Annotated in this window: 15 protein-coding genes and 5 pseudogenes; 9 read left to right on the forward strand and 11 right to left on the reverse strand. The window is 68.9% G+C overall.

Features of this window, described 5'->3' with window-relative positions:
- Nucleotides 1-445: 445 nt before the first annotated feature.
- The 3 genes from OG588_RS49095 (at nt 446) to OG588_RS49105 (ending at nt 3,416) form a co-directional block, all read left to right on the forward strand.
- Entirely contained in the window at nt 446-1,855 is a 1,410-nt protein-coding gene (locus OG588_RS49095; RefSeq protein ID WP_405953014.1) for a diacylglycerol/lipid kinase family protein, read from the forward strand.
- A complete protein-coding gene (locus OG588_RS49100) occupies nt 1,848-2,474 on the forward strand; it encodes a phosphatase PAP2 family protein (RefSeq protein WP_405953015.1) in 627 nt (208 codons plus the stop codon). Before OG588_RS49095 ends, OG588_RS49100 begins: the two co-directional genes overlap by 8 nt.
- A gap of 147 nt (nt 2,475-2,621) precedes the next feature.
- Nucleotides 2,622-3,416: a transglutaminase domain-containing protein gene (locus OG588_RS49105; RefSeq protein ID WP_405953016.1), complete on the forward strand. Its 795-nt coding sequence runs from the start codon at nt 2,622-2,624 to the stop codon at nt 3,414-3,416.
- A gap of 38 nt (nt 3,417-3,454) precedes the next feature.
- Here OG588_RS49105 and OG588_RS49110 read toward each other — a convergent pair.
- Nucleotides 3,455-3,799: pseudogene (locus OG588_RS49110) on the reverse strand (transposase); the annotation flags it as partial.
- A gap of 72 nt (nt 3,800-3,871) precedes the next feature.
- Between OG588_RS49110 and OG588_RS49115 the strand changes: the two are divergent.
- Nucleotides 3,872-4,033 (forward strand): annotated as a pseudogene (locus OG588_RS49115) (IS5/IS1182 family transposase); the annotation flags it as partial.
- A gap of 79 nt (nt 4,034-4,112) precedes the next feature.
- On the opposite strand, the gene OG588_RS49120 reads toward OG588_RS49115, so the two are convergent.
- Together OG588_RS49120 and OG588_RS49125 are read right to left on the reverse strand one after the other, a co-directional pair.
- Nucleotides 4,113-4,658: a LuxR family transcriptional regulator gene (locus OG588_RS49120; RefSeq protein ID WP_405953017.1), complete on the reverse strand. Its 546-nt coding sequence runs from the start codon at nt 4,656-4,658 to the stop codon at nt 4,113-4,115.
- 947 nt (nt 4,659-5,605) lie between these two features.
- Complete coding sequence (locus OG588_RS49125) at nt 5,606-6,505, reverse strand: alpha/beta fold hydrolase (RefSeq protein WP_405953018.1); 900 nt, start codon at nt 6,503-6,505, stop codon at nt 5,606-5,608.
- Nucleotides 6,506-6,561: 56 nt separating this feature from the next.
- On the opposite strand from OG588_RS49125, the gene OG588_RS49130 reads away from it, so the two are divergent.
- Nucleotides 6,562-7,170, forward strand: a complete 609-nt coding sequence (locus OG588_RS49130) for a TetR/AcrR family transcriptional regulator (protein WP_405953019.1) — start codon at nt 6,562-6,564, stop codon at nt 7,168-7,170.
- Between the two features lie 80 nt (nt 7,171-7,250).
- Here the strand turns inward: OG588_RS49130 and OG588_RS49135 are convergent.
- The 5 genes and pseudogenes from OG588_RS49135 to OG588_RS49155 all read right to left on the reverse strand — a co-directional run.
- Nucleotides 7,251-7,674, reverse strand: a pseudogene (locus OG588_RS49135) (transposase); the annotation flags it as partial.
- Nucleotides 7,675-7,695: 21 nt separating this feature from the next.
- A complete protein-coding gene (locus OG588_RS49140) occupies nt 7,696-8,562 on the reverse strand; it encodes an FkbM family methyltransferase (protein ID WP_405953020.1) in 867 nt (288 codons plus the stop codon).
- Between the two features lie 895 nt (nt 8,563-9,457).
- Entirely contained in the window at nt 9,458-10,750 is a 1,293-nt protein-coding gene (locus OG588_RS49145; RefSeq protein ID WP_405953021.1) for an IS256 family transposase, read from the reverse strand.
- Between the two features lie 879 nt (nt 10,751-11,629).
- The gene (locus tag OG588_RS49150) at nt 11,630-12,658 is read right to left on the reverse strand and encodes an aminoglycoside phosphotransferase family protein (RefSeq protein ID WP_405953022.1); all 1,029 of its coding nucleotides are present in this window, start codon (nt 12,656-12,658) and stop codon (nt 11,630-11,632) included.
- A 576-nt stretch (nt 12,659-13,234) separates the two neighbouring features.
- Nucleotides 13,235-13,404: pseudogene (locus OG588_RS49155) on the reverse strand (dihydrofolate reductase); the annotation flags it as partial.
- A 21-nt stretch (nt 13,405-13,425) separates the two neighbouring features.
- Here OG588_RS49155 and OG588_RS49160 point away from each other — a divergent pair.
- The gene (locus OG588_RS49160) at nt 13,426-13,644 is read left to right on the forward strand and encodes an ABC-2 family transporter protein (protein WP_405953023.1); all 219 of its coding nucleotides are present in this window, start codon (nt 13,426-13,428) and stop codon (nt 13,642-13,644) included.
- Here OG588_RS49160 and OG588_RS49165 read toward each other — a convergent pair.
- A complete protein-coding gene (locus tag OG588_RS49165) occupies nt 13,591-14,622 on the reverse strand; it encodes an ArsR family transcriptional regulator (protein ID WP_405953024.1) in 1,032 nt (343 codons plus the stop codon). The genes OG588_RS49160 and OG588_RS49165 overlap by 54 nt on opposite strands.
- 108 nt (nt 14,623-14,730) lie before the next feature.
- Here OG588_RS49165 and OG588_RS49170 point away from each other — a divergent pair, with 108 nt between their 5' ends.
- Together OG588_RS49170 and OG588_RS49175 are read left to right on the forward strand one after the other, a co-directional pair.
- A complete protein-coding gene (locus OG588_RS49170; protein ID WP_405953025.1) occupies nt 14,731-15,249 on the forward strand; it encodes a peptidoglycan-binding protein in 519 nt (172 codons plus the stop codon).
- Between the two features lie 146 nt (nt 15,250-15,395).
- Nucleotides 15,396-15,788 (forward strand): annotated as a pseudogene (locus OG588_RS49175) (cation:proton antiporter); the annotation flags it as partial.
- A 1,039-nt stretch (nt 15,789-16,827) separates the two neighbouring features.
- Here the strand turns inward: OG588_RS49175 and OG588_RS49180 are convergent.
- Nucleotides 16,828-18,435: a cation acetate symporter gene (locus OG588_RS49180; RefSeq protein ID WP_405945466.1), complete on the reverse strand. Its 1,608-nt coding sequence runs from the start codon at nt 18,433-18,435 to the stop codon at nt 16,828-16,830.
- A complete protein-coding gene (locus OG588_RS49185; RefSeq protein WP_405945465.1) occupies nt 18,432-18,830 on the reverse strand; it encodes a DUF485 domain-containing protein in 399 nt (132 codons plus the stop codon). Before OG588_RS49185 ends, OG588_RS49180 begins: the two co-directional genes overlap by 4 nt.
- A gap of 1,747 nt (nt 18,831-20,577) precedes the next feature.
- On the opposite strand from OG588_RS49185, the gene OG588_RS49190 reads away from it, so the two are divergent.
- Nucleotides 20,578-21,840, forward strand: a complete 1,263-nt coding sequence (locus OG588_RS49190; protein WP_405945464.1) for a glycine cleavage T C-terminal barrel domain-containing protein — start codon at nt 20,578-20,580, stop codon at nt 21,838-21,840.
- Nucleotides 21,841-22,068 lie beyond the last annotated feature (228 nt).

The raw sequence follows: 22,068 nt of genomic DNA on the forward strand, positions 1-22,068 counted from the left end.
AAGATCCTTCTCTCCCTCGCCCGACCACACGCGGACCGTTTGTCGAGAGCCAGAAACCGACGGATCACGGTTCGGCACGTGCAGGAGCCGTAGACGAGGGGTGCGGTTGCTGAACCCGGGCTTCATGGCGTCGCCGGGCACGGAGAACCCGAATCCGCTCCACCCGGCAAGGCGGTTCGGCGGATCCGGTGCCTGACACGGTCGGCGCGACCCGGCCTGTATTCTTGATCCACTTTGCCTGGCAGTCCGACCGTCGCGGACCAGCACGCCCCCAAAATCCGCTTCGCGGCTTGCACACGAGCCGCCGACCGCGCCCGGTCGAGGACGAGGCGGGGCACACCGCGTACGTTTCATGGACACCGACATGAATCGCGGTGTGACGGACAGGCGAAGTACCCGCCGCGCGATCGCGGCCGTCCGCCTCATTCATGACGGGGAATCGATAGTGAACGAGACCAGAACGACGCGTGAGACGGAACGCCACGGACCCGACAAGGGTCTCGGCTCGGCGCGAGCCCTGGCCCGTCTCGCCCTGCTGTGCATCGCGGGCGCGGTGGCCGCAGTGGTGGCCGGCACCAACCATTGGTTCATCCTGCTGTTTGGCCTGGCGGGTCTCGGACTGGCCGGCGCGGGCTTGTGGTGGGCGTTGGCGCACCGCGGATTCGCCCGGCTCCTCGGTGCTCTTCTGGCGATCACCGCACCCGTCGGCGTCCTGGTGCTGTACGCCGTGTCGGGCCTGTGGGTGGTCGCGGTGGTCGCCCTCGCGGCGTGGACGGCCGCGCTCGGCTGCGCGCGGAGTGCCCTGCGCCGTCTGCGTAAGCCGCACGGCATGCACACCCGCACGGTGCGCCCGCCCCGCCGGGCTGTGCTGATCATGAATCCGAAGTCGGGCGGCGGGAAGGTCGTGCAGTACGGACTCGTGGAGCGGGCCGAGGCACTGGGCGCGCGAGTGATCCTGCTCGACCTGGACACGGATCCGGATCCGGTGGCACTGGCCCGGCAGGCCGTGGCCGAAGGAGCCGACCTGCTCGGTGTGGCCGGCGGTGACGGCACCCAGGCCCTGGTGGCGGGAGTGGCCGCCGAACACGGTCTGCCGTTCATGGTCGTGACGGCCGGCACCCGCAACCACTTCGCCATGGACCTCGGCCTGGACCGGGACGATCCGGTGAGCAGCCTGGACGCGCTTTCCGACGGCGTGGAACTCCGTGTCGACCTCGGAGACATCGGCGGCCGGCCTTTCGTCAACACCGCCTCGTTCGGTACGTACGCGCACATCGTGCAGAACCCCGACTACCGCGACGCCAAAGCGGTCACCGCGCTCGACCAGTTGCCGGACCTGCTGGCGGGCGAGGCGGGCGCCGCACTCAGTGCCCGGACCGACGAAGAGCGGTTGGAGGCTCCGCAGGCGGTGTTGGTCAGCAACAACCCCTACGCACGGGCCGACCCCCTGACCGGTGGCCGCAGGGAACGGCTCGACACGGGCGAGCTCGGCGTGATCGCAGTCCACGTCGGGGGCGCCGTACAGGCCGCCGAACTGGCGCTGTTGGGGGAGCGGGCGAGCGGCATGACGGTCCTGACGTCCCGCAGCGTCGTCGTGGAGTCCGACGAGGAGGCGATCCCGGTCGCCGTGGACGGTGAGGCACTCGTCCTGCCGCCGCCCGTCGTGTGCTCCATACGGCCCGGCGTGCTGCGGGTCCGAGTGCCACGGGAACGTCCCGGGGCACCGTACGTCGCACCGACCGTCGACTGGTATCGCGTGATACGCCTCGCCTTCGACCTGTCGCCCCACGCACGCGAGAGCCACGACCGAGCAGCCCCCTCACGCGACAAGAACCAGGAGCAGAGCGATGATTGACCGTCGGACTCGGCAGCAACGAGTACCCCAGGGCCTGCTGCGCGACCTCGCCAGCCTCGACCAGGCCCTCTACGAGACCGTGACGGTCACCAGCACACCCGCACTGGACTCGGCGCTGCGCCGACTGTCCGCGGCGGCCGATCACTCCAAGATCTCCCTTCTGATCGCCGCCGCCCTGGCCCTGCGCCCCGGTCGCTCCCGCCGCGCCGCGGTGCTCGGAGTGGCAGCGATCGGCGTCGCGTCCACCACGGCCAACCTCCTGGGCAAGCGACTTGTACGGCGGCCGCGCCCGCACCGTGCCGAGGACTCGCCGTTCCCGGGTCGGCACGTCCCCATGCCGGCGTCCGCATCGTTCCCCTCCGGTCACACGGCGTCCGCCGTCGCCTTCGCCGCGGCGGTCGGGCCCGCGTTCCCGGCCGTCACGGTCCCTCTCGGACTGCTGGCCTGTGCCGTGGGCTACTCGCGCGTTCACACCGGGGTTCACTACCCGGGCGACGTCGTCGCCGGCGCCGTTCTCGGAACGACCGCGGCCGCGGCCGTCCTGGCGGCGGCCGCACACTGGGACGGCTCGGTCGGCGGCAGAGCTGTGCGCCTGACCTGTGGTTCTTCGGTCCGGTGAGGGCCGGTTGTCCGGGCGCTCGTGCGTCCGGACGGCAGGCATCTCCCGATACCCGGATCACCTCACCCCGTAGTTGAACGCGTTCAAAAATGCTGCCATGATGGGTCTCGCCATCCGGAGAGGATGCTGGGGGAGAGGATCACCGTCATGACGAGCTCACTTCTCATGCCGCGAGGCCGTGTCCGCACACGTGGCGCCGACATGGGAGGAGCGGCGGGCAGCACGGCTCCGACGCGGATTCTCGACTGGCGGCATCCGAACGTCTCGGCCCTGCTGCGCAGTCTCGACCTGCCGACGGACACGGAGGACGCCTCGGACGCCTTCCGAACGGCGGCCCTGCGGCAGGCCCACCGATGGATCGCCACGGCCGTGCGGCCGGTGTACTCGGTGCAGGACGAGCGACCCGTCTCGGAGGTGCTGCGCCGCGGACGGGGCTCGTGCAGTCAGCGGCTGGCGGTGCTGGAGGCGGTCGCGCGGGCAACCGGAGTCGCCACGCGCGTGCGCGGCCTGGTGGTCGACGGCAGCTTCTGGTACCCGCGCTTCCCCCGGGTCCATCGGCTGGTCCCGCACCAAGTCGTGCTCGCATGGCCGGAGTTCCACCTGGCAGGTCCGCCGAGGAACGGCCGTCCCACCGCACCGTGGCTGACGGTCTCGGAACTCTTCGGAGGCCTCGGCGAGTTGAACGAAGCCGGCGGCGGCGGCTTCACGAACACCGGCCCGGAGACACTCTTCGAGGCACTGTCCCGGACGGCGATCGACTGGGACGGCACGACGGTCTGCCCGGCCACCGGTCCCTCGTGCGACCTCTCGGCCCACGTCCTGACAGACCTGGGCCATTTCGACTCACGTGACGCACTCTTCGCCCAGCACGGCCAGAGCCTCTGCGGAGCGGCGAGAATGCTGGCCGAACCCATCATGAGCCGCCGTTCGGCAGGGGCTTGAAAGAGTGTTCTGTCCTGGTGATGGTGTTTGATTCGAAGTCAGGTGTCGCGCCAGTTCAGGGTGGATTCGCGGGTCAGCCGTCTGCTGATGAGGCCGATCATCGCGATGCGGATCATGGCTTCTGAGCGGTGTGGGTGGGATTCGTGGTCGCGGGCGAGGCGGCGGTGGTGCATGAGCCGGCCGAAGGCGCGCTCGACGACCCAGCGTCGCGGGATCACTTTGAATCCCTTTACGGCGGGGTCACGCTGGACGACGTGGACGTCGATGCCGAGGCGGGCGCCGTGCTCGATGACTTTGGTGCGGTAACCGGTGTCGGTCCAGGCCTTGGTGACGTGCGGGTTCGCGTTGGCGATCCGGGAGAGCAGGTGGATGCCGCCAGCGTCTGCGACACCGCAGCCGGCGTGACCCTGCTGTCCCGCATTTCCGCCGCCCACCCGCACATCACGAAGGCCTGGGTGGACGCGGGCTACCGCACCACCGCCATCGACCACGGAGCCCGCCTCGGTATCGACGTCCACCCCGTCCAACGCCCGCCCGGCGCCCGCGGATTCACGATCATCCGGAAACGGTGGACCATCGAGGGCGACATCGGCCGGCTCATGCACCACCGACGCCTCGCCCGCGACTACGAACGCCACTCGTACCGCTCCGAAGCGATGATCCACCTCGCCATGATCGACCTCATGGCCCGCAGACTCACCGGCGAAGCCACCCCGAACTGGCGCGGAACCGGTCGGAAGTACCCAGTTTGCGGTACAGCCGCTCCTGGTGCTTGGTCACCGTACGCGACGACAGCCCGAGCTGCCGGGAGATCGCCACTGCGCTCAGTCCCTCGCAGAGTAGGCCGAGCACATCGTGCTCGCGCGGGGTGAGTCGGACGGCGTCGGCGTGCGTGAGCCGGGCCCGCTCGATCGCTTCGTGCGGTCCGACCAGCGGCCGGACCATCCTCTCCAGCGCTTCCAACTGCGCGTCGGTCAGTACGGTGGCCCGCGACTCAACCAGCTCGGTCCACCGCACCGCCACGGAATCCGGTGCTTCGCCCCAGCGCCACAGTTCCCCGTGACGCGCCAGCTCGCCCAGTTCCAGCCCGCCTCGGACCAGCGCGTATGCCAGTGCGCTGTCACCCTGGGAGGCGGTCCACAATAGACGCAGCGTGTCGTCCGCCACCGGACCGCCGAGCATCGCCGTGATGTGTTTGTCTGCCTGCTCTCGGCTGTATGCCGATCCGTTCAGCGTTGTCATGCTTCCCCCGGTGCCTCGAAGCATCGTGTTTGATCAACTTCTGGTGTCCCGACCGGGACCTATTCGGTCCTCGGACTAGCGCGTTCTGCCGTCGTCACACAGCGAGTAACTCCCGGTGCCCGACGCTCGGGTTCGTGACACGCGAGCACGCGTCGGGGACGGGGGTCTCGTCAGGCGCGAGGCGCCGCTCGACGCCGTGCCACACCCCGGCGAGTGCCCAGGTGACGGGGCGTGCGGAACATCCATGCGACGTTGTGGCCCTGCGGCTTTGAGATGGCGGCGTCCAGTTGTCGACCACTGTGACGTGCTGTCAGTTCTTGCCGGCGGCCGTCGGTGGGCGGCTTCCGGCTCTGGCGGCACCAAGACTGTCGCCGTTGCCCTGGAACTCGGCAGCACCGGCTCGATCCATGACCTCGTCGCCCACGCCTCCCCTCACCGAGGGCACGGCGCAGACCGGGATACAGACCGCCGCTGGGCCCGGGCGGCCGATATGACCACCTCTCCAACTGCCTCACCGATGGGACCCCCCGTCCTCGGTACAAAGATTGGGTCGCCGCGAGTTCGATGTGGTTTCCTGTTCCGCTCAGTGGATCGCACCAGGTGATTCCGGCTGGCTTCCGCCGTTCCGGGGGCTGAAAGTGCACGAGTCCGGGCAGGTTCGCCCACTTATCACGGTCCCCGTGACTGCCCTCCAGGAGGGTGTCGATGCGCTGGCACGCGAGAGCGGGTTCAGCGGGGTCGTGTCGGTGCATCGGGGCGGCGAGCCGGTTTTCGCCAAGGCGTTCGGCCTGGCCGACCGGCGTCGGCGGTGTCCACGCGGCGGGCGACGCCTTGTTCCATGGATGGGCCTTTTTGAGGCGCCGCCAGCAGATGGCCTGCTTGACGATGGAGCGGAGTGTGTGAAGCTCCGCCTGTCGTTCGCGAAGTTCAGCCGTGTGGCGTGCCTGCTACCGGTTGGTCCCGAGAAAGTCCACCAGGATCTCGACGAACCGCGTCGGCTGCTCCTCGGCCGGGTAGTGGCCGCAGTCGTCGAGGACGACCCCCGTGACGTCGTCGGCCGCCAGCCGCATCGTCTGGGCGGCATTCGCGCCGCTCCACAGCGCGCCGCCGAGGGCGAGCACTGGCAGCGTCAGCCGGGTCTTGCCGCGCTGCTCGTTCTGCGCGATCGTCTCGTCCAGCGCCCGGTAGTACGCGAAGCTCGCCCGCAGTGCGCGGGGATCCGCGGTGATCGCGTCTACGTAGACGTCGACGGCGTACGCGGGGATCGCGGTCGGCGTGGCGGCCTTGGTGGCGAACTGCCAGCCGAAGAAGAGCCGTTCGCGTCCCCGGACCAGTTCCTCGTTGAGGTCGTCGAGCCGGTTGAAGCCGAACTGCCAGAGCCTCAGGTTGGCCGCGGCCGGGCCGAAGAGCGGCGGGGACGGAGTGAGGCCGGGGATCACCGCTTCGACGATGGCGAGCCGGCCCACCCGCTCGGGGTGATCGGCGGCGAGGGCGTATCCGGTCCACGTGCCGATGTCGTGGCCGACCACGTCGAACCGGTCGTGTCCGAGCGCGGCCATCAACGCGACCAGATCGGCGGCCGGCGTGCCGGCGTCGTACCCGTCGTCGGGCTTGTCGGAGAGCCCGGCCCCGCGCGAGTCGACGGCGACGACGGTGTGCTCACGGGCGAGCGCGGGCATCACCTCCCGCCACGCGTACCAGGTCTGGGGCCACCCGCCGATCAGCAGCAGCGCCGGGCCGTCCCCACCGGTGACCGCGTGCAGCCGCAGCCCGTTCACCTCCACGAGCCGGCTGGTGAAGACGTCGAGGAATCCGTCAGGCAGTCGCAGCGAACGCAAGGTTGTCATGCCGGCGACCCTACCCATCTTTGAACGATCGGTACAAGATGTGTACGCTGGTGGACATGGCAGGCCGCAAGCAGTTCGACGTGGACGAAGCGCTCCGACGTGCGATGCACGTCTTCTGGCGCTGGGGTTATTCGGAGGCCTCGATCGATCGCCTGACCGAGGGCACGGGCCTGGGCCGGGGCTCGCTCTACGGCACCTTCGGCGACAAGGGCGCCCTCTTCCGCAAAAGCCTCCAACGCTACGCGCAGACCTACCACCCGCTGTACGATCAGGCACTGTCCGGCCCCCACCCGAGCCCGAGCGCCGTTGTGGCCGCCTACCTGCAGGTCGCCCTGAACCGCATCGCCGACCCGACGGTCCCGGACGGCTGCCTGCTCACGGTGTCGGCAACGCAGTTCCCGGCGCTTGACGCGGAGGGCCAGGCGATGGTCCGCGCCATGATCGACGGTCTGCGGGCGGGGCTGGAGCAAGCCTTGCTGGCCGCCGGGGCCGATGATCAGGAGGCACCAGAGCTGGCGCTGTGCACGCTGGCGACGAACAAATCCCTGGCAGTGCTGAGCCGCGTCGGCTTCTCGGGCGAAGACCTGGCGACCGTCGCGGCAGCCGCCGTAAAGAATGCCGAGGCTCTGCCGAATCGACCGGCCGAACCGTCGGGGCCGCGATAGGCGGGAAGGCTCGTTCGCGCCCGTGCCGCCGCCGCGACACGAGGCTGGTGAACCCGTCTGATCAAAGGGCTCCGGGGTCAGTGGTGATTCGAGCTGGGTCGGCCCCGGTCGACCGGCGACGGCCCCGTGTGCCGCCCCCTCTTCAACGCCCGAACGTGGGAAGAGCCGACCACGCAGCGAGACCAGTTCAAGGAGTGAGGCCGCGTTCGGCTCGGCCAGCAGGACCTCGTGCAACCGCTGCCAGACACCGGCCTGGTTCCCGTCCCGCAACCCGCGCCAGCACGTCATGTCTGAGCCGAAGCCCAACTCCTGCGGCAGGTACTCCCACTGGTTCCCGGTGTACAGCACGTACCGGATCCCGCACAGTACCTCGCGGTCCGGCAATGCCTTGCGGCCCGGATACCGGAACCTGCGCTCGCGCTGCGCCAGCAACGGCTCCGGGCGGTCCCGCAGCTCGTCCGACACGATCCACGGCGACGTTCCCGCATCTGACCGAACGTCCAACTCCCGCCCCGGACAAGGGCATCAGGACCGATCCACCTCTTTGTGCCAGTCGTTGATACCGCCTTGAGGGCCGGGTGCTGCGCGTGGTCCGGGCCTGACCGCGAACACCATGCCGATGTCGCCGGCCCGCTGCACCGAGTCCTGCTCGGTGCTGACTGTGAAGCCGTGTGTGAGAAGGACCTCGCGGACCGTGTCGCGGTTGTGCTGCCAGCGCTCCACCTCGACGACTGCCTGGCGGACCAGCGGCCAATGCCGTTCCTCGATGCCTCTGAGTACCTCGAGTTCGGCGCCTTCCACATCGACCTTGAGCAGGTCGATGTGGTTGATGCCCTGCTCGTCGAGCACCGATGACAGGGGCCTGACCTTCACTCGGTGCGTCTCAAGCCGCCGCAGCACCCGCAGCTTGCGGCTGATGAGAAGAGTGAGGACGGGGGCGGGTACACGGCGCAGGACCGGTCCCAGGCCGCCCTGGCGGATCATTTCGACAACGCTGGCGGTGACCCGGCGCCGCTCGTCCTCGATGTTCCCCTGATCCCGCGAGGAGGACGAGAAGATCGTGGCGGCCGGAATGTAGCTGAAGTCGAGCTCGTCGTCATGGGAAGCCAAGCCGTAGGGGAGCGTGGTCAGACGTCCGTTGAAGAACTCGCGAGCATTGCGTTCGAGTGTCGCGTGGAGTGGCGGCACCGGCTCGAAGGCGTAGATCCGCACGTCCCCGTCCAGCCGCTCATACACGGCGGCCGAGAACACACCGATGTTGGCGCCCACGTCGAGTACCGTCGCGCCCGGTGTGCACTCGATGCCGTGGGCGAAGTAGCCGCCCACCTCCTCGCGGAGGAAGGACGCCTCCCAACGATTTATGCTGTGCAGTTCCATCGCACTCATGGCCATGACAAGGTGACTATCAGGGTTGGAGCCAACAATCCAGCTCCGAAGGTCGACACGACCGTGAGTTCCTGACCGATCGTCGCCGCATCGGCGCCGTCGTGGGACCGGCGCCGTTGGGGCGAACGGATACGAGCACGCGCAGCCGGAGTTCGTCTCGTGAATGGCGTGGTGATTCTCGCCCCGGAGACGCCTGACGGCTTCCGGAAGGTCTCGTACAGCCCGGTGGTGAACGGCTGCCCCCTGTGTCTCCCGAGCAATAGTCAAGACTTGTGGATGAGCTGCAAGGCTTGGGTCGTTCACCGGACTGCGTGATGGTGGTCCGGGTGGTGCTGGAACCGAGTGTTTCCCGGCTCAGTCCGTGACCGGTTCCACGTGAATGGGCTCAGCTCCGCCCAGGTAGAGCATGCACCCCGCGTCCTCCATGTCCACGTTCATCCTCTCCGGTGGGACGACGTAGATTCCTGCGGTGGGTGCGGGAGCCCAGCCGAGGCTGCGTGGAGGGTCATATGCCTCGTAGTGCCCCACGTAGAGCCGGGTCGGCGGGATGTGCACGGTACAAAAGCCTCCGGCATGGAGGGTGGAACCTACCGGTTCGAGACGATATGGACTCCATTCCTGATGGGAATCGCTGTGCGGGAGAGCGACTTGCCCGTTCCACCGGAAATTAGAGGAATTATCGATCGTTCCCCACGGCCATTCCAGCGTGATGTAGCGATCTACCTCGACCACCCGAGCGGTTGTCAGCTCACAGGAGACGATCACTTCGTCGCCTATCCGAGGAACCATGTCTGATCACCTTGTTCCGGTCACGGGATGGAGGAATGGTCAAGGCCTATCAACTGGACAGCTCACTGGCAGTGCGGGGAGACAGGCCAGATTCTGGACCTCGTCCTCCCACTCAGGCGGCCTGCTCCTGACGCTCGACCAGGACCCCATTCTCAAACCTGGCACCAGCCCGGACCAGGGGCACCAGGTGTGCTCCGGTGATCGCCCGCCAGCGGGCCTGCGCGGACTCCACCAGCTTGAACACCATCGCTAGGGCCGCGGCCGGGCTGCCTGCGCCACGGGTGACCTCGGTGCGCACGTTGACCGTGGAGAACGTGGACTCAACGGGGTTGGTGGTTCTCAGGTGGATCCAGTGCTCGGCGGGGAAGTCGTAGAACGCGAGCAGTTCCTCGGCGTTGTCGGTGATCTTCGCGACGGCCTTGGGCCACTTGCCACCGTAGGTGCGCGCGAACGCCTCAATCGCCTTCTCCGCGTGGGCGCGGTCCTCGGCGTTGCAGATCTCCTGCATCGCCTTCGTCGCCCCCGGCTGCGTAGACTTCGGTAGGGCGTTCGTGACGTTGCGGGCCTTGTGGACCCAGCAGCGCTGGTGACGCGCGACAGGAAAGACCTCGGCGAGCGCTTTCCATAATCCCATGGCGCCGTCGCCGACAACCAGCTCGGGGGCGCGCATGCCGCGGCGGCGGCAGTCACGCAGCAGGTCAGCCCACGACTCGGTGGACTCGCGCAGTCCCTCGGCCAGGGCGACGAGCTCCTTGGTGCCGTCCAAGCGGACGCCGAGCAGAACCAGGACACAGGAGTGGGCCTCGCCGAGCCGGACCTTGGGGTGGACGCCGTCAGCCCACACGTAGACGTAGTCGGTCTGCGACAGGTCGCGGTCCTGGAAGGCAGCGTGGTCGTCCTGCCACTGTCTGGTCAACCGAGTCACCGTGGCAGGTGGCTGGTGGCTGGTGGCTGGTGGCTGGTGGCTGGTGGCTGGTGGCAGGCCGGCCGTACCGCCGAGGAATTGCTCCAGCGCGGGCACGAAGTCGCCGGAAGACAGACCGTGCAAGTAGAGCAGGGGCAGCACCTCGGAGACCTTCGGGGACTTGCGGCACCACGGCGGCAAGATCTTCGAGGAGAACCGCTTGCGCTCGCCACTGGTGTCGTCGACGCGCCGGTCGTTCACACGCGGGGCCCTGACCTCGACCGGTCCAGCTGCGATGACCACGGTCCGGGGCCGGTGGTGCCCGTTGCGGACCGCCAAGCGGCGACCAGCCTCGTCGGTCTCGGCCGCCAACTCGGCTATGTACTGGTTGACTTCCGCCTCCAGCGCGGCGGCCAACATACGGCGGGCGCCCTCGCGGACGATCTCGTCGATCAGGGAGCCGGACTGGGTGGAACCGTCGTCGGTGACTACGCTGAGCACGGGGCGTGCCTTCCCGACCCGCGCTGCGAACGCGGGCCTACTCGCTGACCATCACAGGATCATGCGGGTAGGTACGCCTTTCGCTTGCCCTCCCGGAACCGATCCACAAGTCCTGAGCATTGCTCGTTCTCCCGCCATGCGGAAGTTCGGGGGCAACCTCTTGAAGGATCAGGCCCGTTGGGCCGGGAGAGCACGCCAGGAGGCCGCTTGGCGGGGAGGGTGGCACGGTCACGACTCCATGAAGTACTCCTCGGAGCTTCGCTTCTCCGGCGGCGACCTGGCTGCTCTCGTCCCCCGGCCAGGTCTGGGCGGGGGAGAAGCCGATGAGCCGGGAGGACTGGGACGACCTGGTGGGTGACCAGCGCTGAGCCCCGGCGAGTTCGTGGGGCTCGCCGAGGCCGGGCGCGGGGCCTATCGCTCGGTGTGCCTGTTCCCGGCGATTCCTCGATCCTCGTGCGCCGGAGTCGAGTAACTCAGGTGCGTGTACACGTTTTCGGTGTCGTTTTCCTCTTCTTGGTAATCGCATAGCGAGCCTCGGGAGGCCAACGTCGTGACACCGCAGTGGAGTTGGGTGATAGTGGGCACCGGAGCGACGGCTGCTGCTGGTGCCGCCGTACGGACTTGCGGTCACCTGCTGAGGGAATACACACGTGCTCGGGTCATGGCCCTGATGGCGCGTGAACTGTCCGTCCGAGGAGGGCTGGCCGAGGTGAGCGACCAGGACGGCACCGCATGGAGTGTCCGCCTGGACGTGCAGGAACCTCAATGACGGCCCCGCCCGAGGAGGAGTTCGAGGCGCTGTTCCGCCAGTGGTACCGGCCCTTGCCGGCACAGGCGATCTTCGTCTCCGTCGACGGTTCCGGGGGTGTCAGTCGGCCTCTACGGTCGCTTTGTCGGGACCGGCTGAAGCGTGGGCCAGCGAGCGAGCATTCGTTGGCGCATAGCGGTGCTGAGGCTGCTCACGCCGCCAAGACAGGTGTGGTCGGCCGTCATCTGGCCAACGACACCGAGCCGGTGGACGAGCCGTTGCCGGGCGGTCGCGGTGCCCCACTTCCAGTCCCGGTGCGGGATCCGGGCCAGGTGATCAGTGCTTTCGCGGCGTGCCCGCTCAACCAGCGCGTCGCCGCGGAGCAGCCAGCCGGCGCATGCGTCCGCGAGTCCGTCCTGGGCATCGGAGCCGGTCAGGGTGCGCCACTCGGTGCGGTATGCGCTCTCCGCCCGTTCCAGTAGCGGCTCCGACGCTGAAGTGACACACCAGCAGGTCGGAAATCCGATGCGCAGGTAGGCGAGCTCCATCAAGCCGCTGCCCAGTGACGCTTGCTCGAAGTCGATGAATCGGATCCCCGTGGCGGTGTGGAGATCGTTACCGGGACAGGGGTCCCCGTGGAGAAGGGCTTGCCCGGATGCCTGGCCGAGCCGGTTCACGAGGTCATCAAGTTCGCCGGACATGCCAGAGGTGACAGAAACCTCCAAAGCCTCGGCCAGCCGAAGGAAAGACTCGATATCTGCCTGGTTCGGGCCCTGCCACCGGGGAAGTACCCCAACATCCTCCGGGCGCGCGGTGGCATGCAGACGTGCCAGCGCGGCTGCATAGTCGACGATCCAGTCGCCGGCCGGGCGTCGGTGTTCCAGATGCTCCAGCACCAAGACCCGCTCACCGGGATCGGTGGCCAGCAACACGGGCACTACGGGAATGCCAGCCCGGGCGGCGAGCCGCAGGGCGGCCACCTCGCGGGCGTATCGCTCGTCGGCATCAGGGCCGTCGACGATCTGCTTCACCACCGCCGTTGCCTCCGGCAACTCGACGCGCCACACGCGCGAGCGAGGGCTGCTGTCCAGTCTGCGAGAGCGCCTGGGCGATCCCAGCTGGGCCCGTAACTCGTCCCCGAACGGCAGTCGCAACCACATCCGCTCATCCTTCCACGGAGCCGAACGAGCATGCGGCCACTGCGCACAACTGGCCGTCCTGCTCCACGCCGCCCAGGACCGTGAACTCGCAGTGAGGGCGAGGAGACAGCCGGGACCGCCTCCGGGGTACTGCCAGTCCTCATCAACATTCCTGGACAGCTCGATCACGAAGCGGTGCTGGCCACGATCAACGATCGCGCTCCGTTCTCGGCTCTCACCTACAAAGCCACGCTGCCGTTCGCCATCGCGGTCCGCTCACTGCAGCGCGAGGCGATCCGCTGTGGCCCGCACTGGAACAAGGGGCGTTACGGCGACACAGCGTATCCGTGCCGCGGCATGATTACTGCCCGCAAGCTGGGCATGATGACCTACCGCTCGGCCCAGGAGCGGGGACACCCGCTTCGGCCGCAACCGCATCGCCGAGGAACACCGCACCGACCAGGACCCCTTCGGTCCCCAGTTCGACGTCGAGGGCTACCTGGGGTTCCAGGCCCAGCGTTTCGTGCACCACTTCGACCCCAACAGTTACCTCTACCGCGGCCGTTGCATGGACGGCTTCGACCTCGTTGCGTCCAGCGGCACGACGACCGAGTAGGACGTCTGCGGCATCTTCAGCTCGCCGCTCTCGGCTCGTCCAACGGGACGTTACCGCTGGACAATCGGTCGAACAGCGGTCCGGGCTGGTCATTCTCGTCCGCGACGAAGCCGTCCACCGACACCGAGCTGTACATGACCACCTTGCCCACGGGGCTCTCCTCTGCTTTGGGGTGCCCCAAAGCAGGCGGTTGTCCTGGCTGCTGACGTTCGGGCTGCCGCTGGCCTTCGTGGCGTACTTCCCGGCCGGGGTGATCACCGGGCATGGTTCGACACTGTGTGGGCCGGTATGGCTGGCCGAGCTGTCGCCGCTAATCGGCCTCGGCCTGTATCTCCTCTCACGACTGCTGTGGTCGTGGAGCCTCAAGCACTACATGGGGGTGACCGGCTGACCGCAGCAGTGCTGCGCCCGTGGGAGTCAGGGTGTGCAGAACGGTCTGGCCCTGGCGGTGGCTGATGAGCAGACCCGCGTCGCGCAGGACGGTGGTGTGGCGGCTGGCGGCTGCCGCGGAGACACCTGCGGCGCGGGCGAGTTCACCGGTCGTCGCGCCGGCCGTGGCCGCCCGGAGTATGACGGCGCGTGTCGTGCCGAGGAGCGCGGAGAGCGGTGCCCGTGGCTCCTGGGCACCGGCGGTGTCGGTGTCGGTGCGGGGGGCTTCGTGGCGCAGCGGATAGGCGAGGACGGGTGGGAGACCAGAGTCGGCCAGCGACACCGGGCCGCCCCAGCAGAAGTACGAGGGTACGAGCGTGAGGCCGCGTCCCCGCAGATACAGGTCGCGGTCCTCGGTGTAGTCGACCTCCAGCACGGGATACCGCCAGCGCATGTACGGCCTCAGCCCGGCCAGTAGGCCGTCGGTGCCGCCGTCGAGCAGGGCTCGGGCGCGGACGGAGCGGTCGGCGTCGATGTGTGCCTGTATGTGATCGCTGTGCGGAAGGATCGCGACGTCGTAGTAGGTCCGGACCGTCCGGACGAATTCCTTGCGTCCTCTCTGGTCGGCCAGACCCTGCGACCAGGCGGGAGCGCCGCTCACCCGGTCCAGGATGTTGAGTTCACGCAGGATCCGCGGCCGGGGGATGGCGAGGATCGCGTCCAGGCCGGCGTCCAGGCCTTCGGATGCTTCGCCGGGCGTGAGGAAATCCGGGAAGTAGGCGCCGCGCGGATAGAGGGGTAACAGCACGTCGCGGACAGCGGGTGCGAAGCCTTTGCCGTGCACGGCCGCGCGAGCGGTGCGGTGCCAGTCGGCGTACGACCACCGGCCTCGGCGGCTCTGGAAGCGGAGCAGGCTGAAGAAGATCTCCCAGAGCGGATCCGGTCTGGCTGCCACCCGGACGCGCGCGAGATCGGCGTCCGTGAAATGGATACGGAGCATGCAACTCCCCTTGATGAGCTGGGCATTTGCGCTCGGTCGCAAAAGTATGTCGACGCCGCGTGGGACATGACAAGGTCCTCCTCAGCAACTTCGACAGGGGAGGAACCAGTGAGCGGTTTATCCGTGTTCGGTACTTGGGTACGACGGGGCGCGGTCACGGCCGCGGCGGTCATGCTGGCGGGAGTGGTGCTGGCGCCGTCGGCGCAGGCGAGTGTGTCCCAGGGCGGCATATACGGCTCCGGAGTGGTGACGGACGACTGGGGGGACGAAGGGCCGCTCTCCACCACGAGCAACTCGCACAACATCGTGGTGGGCCTCTGGCAGTCCGTCCTGATAGCCGACGGTTACCTGCCGGGAGGCGGCGCCGACTGCTATTTCGGGGCCAACACGAAAGCGGCGACGATCAGATGGCAGGAAGACCGCAACCTCGGTGCTGACGGGATCGTCGGCCCGCTGACGTTCGGCAGGGCGGACAACAACCTCTACTGGGTCGGGTCCGAAATCCGGTACGACGGAAGCGATCTGAACCTTTACAACATGCACCGGACGAGTTCCGGCCGGTGGTACGCCGACGGCGGCGGCAGCACGGTCTACTTCAGCTACACCAGCACCGACGGTTGCCCCTGATCTCCGACCGACGGGCCCCGGCCGCCACCGGATCGTGGCCGCCGGGGCCTGTCGCCCTGCCCGGCACCATGGCCGCCACCTACCTTGGAGAAGACGTCGTGCGCACCCGCACCCACCGCTCGGCCCTCGCCTTCGGCACAGTCGTACTGGACGCCGGCGGGCTGGGCACGCTGGGACTGATCCTGCTGGTGGCCGTCGGCGGCAAGTTCACCGGCGCGTTCGCCGCCGCCCGGCTCAACCGGATGCCGCTGCGGCAGTCCGCCGCGCTGGCGACGCTGATGAACACCCGCGGCCTCACCGAGCTCATCGTCTTGAACGTGGGCCTGCAACTGGGCTACTTGGGCCGGGACCTGTACTCGCTGATGGTCGTCATGGCAGTGGTCACGACCACGATGGCGGGCCCGCTGCTGAGCTGGATCATCGGCCACCCCACGGACGGCGTCCTGCCCCGCCCGCCCGGCCACCCCGCCCCCGCGACGGCCACCGCGACCGCGCCCGGAACCGGGCATTCGGCGGGAACTGCTGGCACGGCCGCATAGGGGGGCGGTCCGGCTGCTCATGCCGCGGACGTGGGGTGCGGCTTCGCCTTGCAGCCGCACGCACCGCACTATGTGTCTGTATCATCCCGCGTCCGTGACACCGATCAGTCACCGCCCCATTGCCGTGACCCGATCTGCTGGACACACCCAGGGTGTCTGCCGTCTCGCAGTCTGCCCTGCCCACCGGACCCGCTAGCGCTGGCCATACCCCCGCCGGACCGCCGGAGTCCGCTCACTGGTCCGGCCGGCCGCCACCGGTCCGCCCCCTGGTCGTCTTCCGGTTGTGGGTTTGTGTGTGGCTGGTGTGTGCGGCCGTCTGCACGTGGGATGCGCTGGGTGAGGCGGCGCGTGCTGGTGGCGGTGTCGTGTTCCTTCCCGGTTTGGTCGCAGTCCTCTCGGGTTGAGGGGGCGGACCGATCACCGTCTGTTCACGACTTCCCCGGCCCCGGCGTCAGTGAGTTCTCCAGTGGTTTCGCGCGGCCCCTGTGCTGGGTTCCTGAAGGCGGGGGAGAGGAGACGGTCCGGCTGGTTGGGGCGTTCTTCACCACGTTCACCGTCCCGAAGGAACGGACCAGTTCCTTTGGCGTCTGAGGCGGTGCCGTGGCCGACGGCTCGGGCGTGGGGCTGGTCCCAACGGCGATGCGCCGGCCTCCGGACCGGGCCGGCGCTGGTGTGTACGTCAGCCTGCTGCTCGCCGCCGTCGCGTTCGTCGGAGGCATGACGCTGCTTCACGGCCGGCCCAAGTCGCGACTGGCCGAAGTCGGGCGCTCGGATGGGCATGGGGGGTGTTGCTCGCCTCGGTCGGGATGTTCGCCGTGGTGCTGGGTTTCTCCTGCGCGCGCAACGGCTGGGGCGGGGCCTCCGTCGGGGATTCTTCGCCCTGGGTATCCGCTCCTGCCGCTCCGGATCATGTTCAGCTGTGCCTGTGGTGCCGCCTGCGGGGGGGGGTCTGTGTCGCCGTGCTCCTCGTCGGCAGTGGCCGGCCCCCGCCGTGCACTGTGCGGAGATGGCACTGTGCGGAGATGGCGTGCGGTTGGGGTCAGCCGTTGTGGGGGTGTGGTGGTCCGGTGAGGACGGTGGCTTCGACGGCTTCGTAGTGGTGGCGTTCGCGGGTGCCGGCCCTCCTGCCCGACAGGACCGTCCCCAGCACGCCGCAGAGGAAGCCGGCGGGTACCGACACCAGGGCGGTGGTGGTGAAGGGGAACCAGTTGAAGTCGGCGCCGGGGAAGGCTGATTGGGGGGAGCCGGAGACGAGGTTGGTGCCGGTGATGAGGATGAGGACGCTGAGGGTGCCGCCGATGAGTGTGCTGAGGAGGCCGGCGTGGGTGTAGCGGCGCCAGAAGAGGGTGAGGAGGAGGGCGGGTGCGATGGCGGATGCGCCGAGGCAGAAGGAGATGATGGCCAGGGGCTGGAGGCTGTGGTGCTGGGCGAGCACGGCGAGTGTGATCACGGGTGTTCCGACGGCGAGTGCGGCCAGGCGTGCGTGTGCCATTTCCCGCAGGGGTGGTGTGCCGGGGCGGGTGAGGACGTCGTGGGCGAGGGAGTTGGCGCAGGCGAGTGTCATGCTGGCGACGGAGGCGAGCAGGGTCAGGAAGATGGCTGTGGTGACGGTGGTGAGCAGCAGGCCTTCGGCGCGGGAGAGGTGGGTGCCGAAGGCGGCGCGTGCGCCGAGGAGGTAGGCGGTGTTGCCGCGGGGGTCGGCGGCGGCGATGGTCCTGGCGCCGATGAGGGCGGTGGCGCCGACGGTGACGACGGTCATCACGGCGATGAACAGGGCGACGGCGCAGACCGCCCAGGACATGGCGCGGCGTACCTGGCGGGTGCTGCCGGCGGTGTACATGCGCATGGTGACGTGGGGCAGGCAGGCGCCGCCCAGGACGATGGCGCACTGGGTGCTGATCATGTCGAGGGCGGGGTGTTGTCCGCCGGTGAACTGCAGGCCGTAGCGCAGGTAGGCCGGTCCGGCGCCGCTGTTGTGTGCGGCGGAGGTGAACAGGGTCTGCGGGCTCCAGCCGAAGGTGTGCAGGACGAGTGCGGCCACGACCAGTCCGGAGCCGAGGAGGATGACTGTCTTGAGGATCTGGATGAGTGCGGTGCCGCGCATGCCGCCGATGGCCGCGTAGGTGATCATCAGGGTGCCGGCGCCGATGATGCAGCCGGTGCGCATCGCGCCGGCGGAGAAGCCCAGGACGAAGGCCAGCAGCTGTCCCACGCCGGCGAGTTGGACGACCATCATGGGGGCCAGGGCTGCGAGGGTGACGGCGCAGGCGGTGATGCGTACGGCGCGTCCGGGCATGCGGTGTGCCAGGACGTCGCCCATGGTGAACCGGCCGGTGTGGTGGAGGGGTTCGGCCAGCAGGAACATCAGGAGCAGCAGGGAGAGCAGGGTGCTCAGGGCCAGGACGACGCCGTCGTAGCCGCACAGGGCGATGATCCCGCCGACGGTGAGGACGGTGGCTGCGGAGATGTAGTCGCCGGCGATGGCCAGGCCGTTGCGCAGGGGGGAGAGGGAGCGGTAGCCGGTGTAGAACTCGTCGAGGTCCTCGCGGTCGGGGCCGGTGATCACGCACAGCAGGAGGGTGAGGGTCACGACGCTGCAGAACGCCACGAGCGACCAGGACTGTGCGGGGCCCGCGAAGTCCGTCACGGCCGGGCCTGTGCGTCGCGGGTCTGGCGCCGTACCCGGCGGGCGAGCGGGTCGACGAGGCGGTGTGCGGTGAGTTCGTAGAAGATGACCGCGAGCCAGGTCACCGGGAGTTGTGCCAGGGCCAGGAACAGTCCCAGGGGCAGTCCGCCGGGGGCGGGGCGGGCCATGAGGGAGGGTGTCTGGACGGTCAGGGTCAGGAAGACGGCGAAGTAGCCGAGTGCGGTGAGGGCGGCGATCCGCCGCTGCCACCGGCAGGCCCGGCGCAGCAGGCGCAGGTCCCGGTGGGGTCCGGTCCAGGGGCGGGTCCGGCCGGTGGCCCATCCGGGTGTGACAGCGGAAGCGTGCCGTGCGGCCCGGTGCGGCAGCGGACGTAACTCGGAGCTGTCGGAGGACATTCCAGGGTCTCCTAGAGGGTCGTGGGCCCCACGAGGCACGGACCGTGGAGGCGCGGGGAACGGCCCGGTCATCGCACGCTATGCGCCTGCCGCACCCGGCGCAGCACTTCCGGTGAACTCCCTGATGAAACCCGTCTCGATGCTCTGACCTCGGGTGTTGCGGATGGGGTGGGGGTGGCGGGGGAGTACGGCAGCGGCCCGTGGGTGACGGGGGCGGCGGACCGGGGGCGGGTTTTCGCGGCGCCCCTCGCACCCTCGACGAGAGAACGGAACGCTGTCTTCCTCGACGGGGCGACGGAACGGTGTTTCGTCGCCCCGCGGCGGCAGGGCACGCGGCCCCCGCCGGCAGGTCCGGCGGGTCCGGCAGGTCCGGCGGGTCCGGCGGGTCCGGCGGGTCCGGCGGGTCCGGCGGGTCCGGCGGGTCCGGCGGGTCCGGCGGGTCCGGCAGGTCCGGCAGGTCCGGCGGGCATGTGGCCGCCTGTCCGTGTTCGGGGGCGGATGCTCCTGCGGCGGGCACCGGTGCGGCGTGTGGTCCGGAGAAGGATGCCGCGCCTCCAGGCCGCACCGCCGGGTCCCGACGACGACCTGGGGTTCCCAGCAGGTCCAGCCGGTGCCGCCCGGACTCGAACAGACCGACGGCCGCACCCACACCGGCCGGCGCCGCGCCCGGCGCCCGCCCGCCACCGTTCTGGTCACCGGTCACCGCCGCCGGCAGCCGCCCCGGCAGCGCGGCAGATCGCCGGCCGGCGGGGTTCCGGGTTCCTCCCGGGCCTGTGACGGCCTTAGGACTCGCCGGATGAACCAGGACGGGAGGCGATGGCGCAGCGGACCCTGCCGCGCGGGCTGCGGGTTCTCGTGGAGCGCGGCCCGAGAGCGGGACGACATGTCCGGTGCCTCACTCGCGGGCGGGGCGGCGGGGGGAACTCGTGGGCGGCGGCCGTTCTCGTCTGCTTCGTGTCTCGGTGTCCCGAGGCCGGGGGGAACGGCCGCCTCCGCTGTCCCGGGAGGAGGCGGAGGTCAGCGGGCCGGGTGGCCTGCGAGGCCGGACGTCAGGCCGGGGCCCCGGGGTTGGGGCCTGGCCGGGGCCCCGCCCGCGGACGGTCCCGCAGGCCGGCGGGACCGAACCGTCCGGCGGGACCGAACCGGCCTGCGGGACCACGGCCCGGCCGTCCCCCCCGGGACGTGGAGAGGGGGAGGGGGAGGGGGAGAGGAGAGCCGGTAGGCCTCTTCGCCTGGGAATGTTCCTGCTGGTGGAGCGCGGGGCTCGTGCTGTTGCCGGGCCGCTGTCGGGGCTTCAGTGCGTACCGGTGGGGCGTGGGGCCGGTTGTCGCGAGGCGTCGCCCGCACGGTGTTGACGCGGCGCCGTGCCGGTGCCGGTGCCGGTGCCGGTGCTGTCTGGGTTTTACGCGGCGTGTTTACCGTCGGTATATTTGCGATGGTAATGATCATGCGAATCGTCTGGACGGTTCGCAGTGGTTGCCGCGGAGTTTTGGAAAATGCCGCGGGGGGCTGTGGCTGTGGCGCCGGGGTTTGTGGAGATTGCCGCTGATGCGAGCGGAATCGCGCGGTACGGGTGTCTGGCCGGTATGGGGGGTGAGATGGTCCGGGGGAGTACTTGGCCGCCGGATCGGGCCGTGTTAAATTCGGGAATACGTCATGTTCGATTCGCCGGCTCGCAGCGGGTATCGCTGCTGCCGCGTACGTCGATGAACCGGCACCGAGTCAGGTGGCCGCGGGAGGGGATAGCGTGACGAACGATTCCGGAAAATGGGCGGATCCGAATTTCTCGTCGGTCGATCAGTCGGATCGGACGGTTCCTGTCAATCTGCGTCAGACGGGCCGGCCGGACATCAAGCTTCTGATATCGACGCGCGCGCGGAAGTCGCCGTATTGGCATCTGGCGGTCGAGGCGGGGTGCTGGCGTGCGGAGGTGTACAACCGTATGTACCTGCCCAGGGGTTACGGCTCCGAGGGGGACGGCGGGTCCGCGGCCGAGTACGAGGCGTTGACGCAGCGGGTGACGTTGTGGGACATCGCGGCCGCACGGCAGATCCGGGTGCGGGGACCTGAGGCCACCGAGTTCGTCAACTACGTCGTGACCAGGGACGTTACGCGGCTGGCGGCCATGCGTGCGGCGTATGTGGTGCTGTGTGATTCCGGTGGCCGGATGATCAATGATCCGCTGCTGCTGAAGATTTCCGCCGGTGAGTACTGGTTCAGTATTTCCGACTCGGATCTGTCGCTGTGGCTGAAGGGGGTGAATGTCGGCAAGGGGTTCGATGTCGAGATCGAGGAGATCGATGTGTCGCCCGTCCAGATCCAGGGGGCGGAGGCGGACGGGTTGATGGCCGATCTCATCGGTGATGTGGCTTCCGGGATGCCTGTTTTCGGGCTGGTGGAGGCGGAGATCGGCGGGCTTCCGGTACTTGTTTCGCGAACCGGGTTCTCCGGTGAAGCCGGATATGAAGTCTACCTGAAGAATTCGAGTATTTACGCGGAGCGAATGTGGGATGCGATTGTTCGGGCGGGGGATAAGTATGGGCTGGCGGTGACCGGTCCTATTCAGCCGCACCGGATCACGTCAGGGATACTCGCGTGGGGTCAGGACGTCGACAGTGAGATGGTCCCTTTCCAGGTCGGGTTGGCGGCCCATATTCCGCGTGACAAGGCGTCGGACTACATCGGCCGGGATGCCATCGAACGGATGCGGACCGAAATTGCTGCCGGAAACCATCCGTACAGACTCACGATGGTGGGGTTGAGGATGGAGGGGGATCCGATCGCGGACTATCTGTCCGACTTCTGGCTGGTCGCGCCGTCGCCGGACTCGGAGCCGGTGGGTTTTGTGACGTCGGCTTCGTACGCCCCGAAACTCCAGACGAACGTCGCTCTGGCCCGCCTGCCGGTCGAGCTCGCGGTTCCGGGGACGCGGGTGTACGTGTCCGATCCGGCCGTCGGCTCGGCGGGCGGGAGCGTCCCGGCGGTGGTCTCGGCCTTTCCCATCGAGTGACGCGTCCTGACCTCTGACGTGTCCTGACCTCGGTTTTTCGTGACGGTCCGCCGGCTTCTTCGGCGGGCCGTTCCGGTTGTCCGTTCCGGTTGTCCGTTCCGGTTGTCCGTTCCGGTTGTCCGGGCCGGTGGTGGGGATGCCGATGGGCCGGCTGCCGTGGCGGCTGCTGTGCCCGGTTCCACGGCTGCCGGCGGCGGGGGAATCCCGGGTGCCGGGGGCGGGCGGCCG

Source organism: Streptomyces prunicolor (assembly GCF_045162825.1).
Classification (GTDB): domain Bacteria; phylum Actinomycetota; class Actinomycetes; order Streptomycetales; family Streptomycetaceae; genus Streptomyces; species Streptomyces prunicolor.

Excerpts from the sequence above, each read along its gene's own strand:
- OG588_RS49120 (WP_405953017.1), bottom strand. The coding sequence starts at position 4,658 with ATGACAACGCTGAACGGATCGGCATACAGCCGAGAGCAGGCAGACAAA.
- OG588_RS49185 (WP_405945465.1), bottom strand. The coding sequence starts at position 18,830 with ATGTCCTCCGACAGCTCCGAGTTACGTCCGCTGCCGCACCGGGCCGCA.
- OG588_RS49150 (WP_405953022.1), bottom strand. The coding sequence starts at position 12,658 with ATGTGGTTGCGACTGCCGTTCGGGGACGAGTTACGGGCCCAGCTGGGA.
- OG588_RS49100 (WP_405953015.1), top strand. The coding sequence starts at position 1,848 with ATGATTGACCGTCGGACTCGGCAGCAACGAGTACCCCAGGGCCTGCTG.
- OG588_RS49105 (WP_405953016.1), top strand. The coding sequence starts at position 2,622 with ATGACGAGCTCACTTCTCATGCCGCGAGGCCGTGTCCGCACACGTGGC.
- OG588_RS49165 (WP_405953024.1), bottom strand. The coding sequence starts at position 14,622 with ATGCTCCGTATCCATTTCACGGACGCCGATCTCGCGCGCGTCCGGGTG.
- OG588_RS49130 (WP_405953019.1), top strand. The coding sequence starts at position 6,562 with ATGGCAGGCCGCAAGCAGTTCGACGTGGACGAAGCGCTCCGACGTGCG.
- OG588_RS49125 (WP_405953018.1), bottom strand. The coding sequence starts at position 6,505 with ATGACAACCTTGCGTTCGCTGCGACTGCCTGACGGATTCCTCGACGTC.
- OG588_RS49140 (WP_405953020.1), bottom strand. The coding sequence starts at position 8,562 with ATGGCCATGAGTGCGATGGAACTGCACAGCATAAATCGTTGGGAGGCG.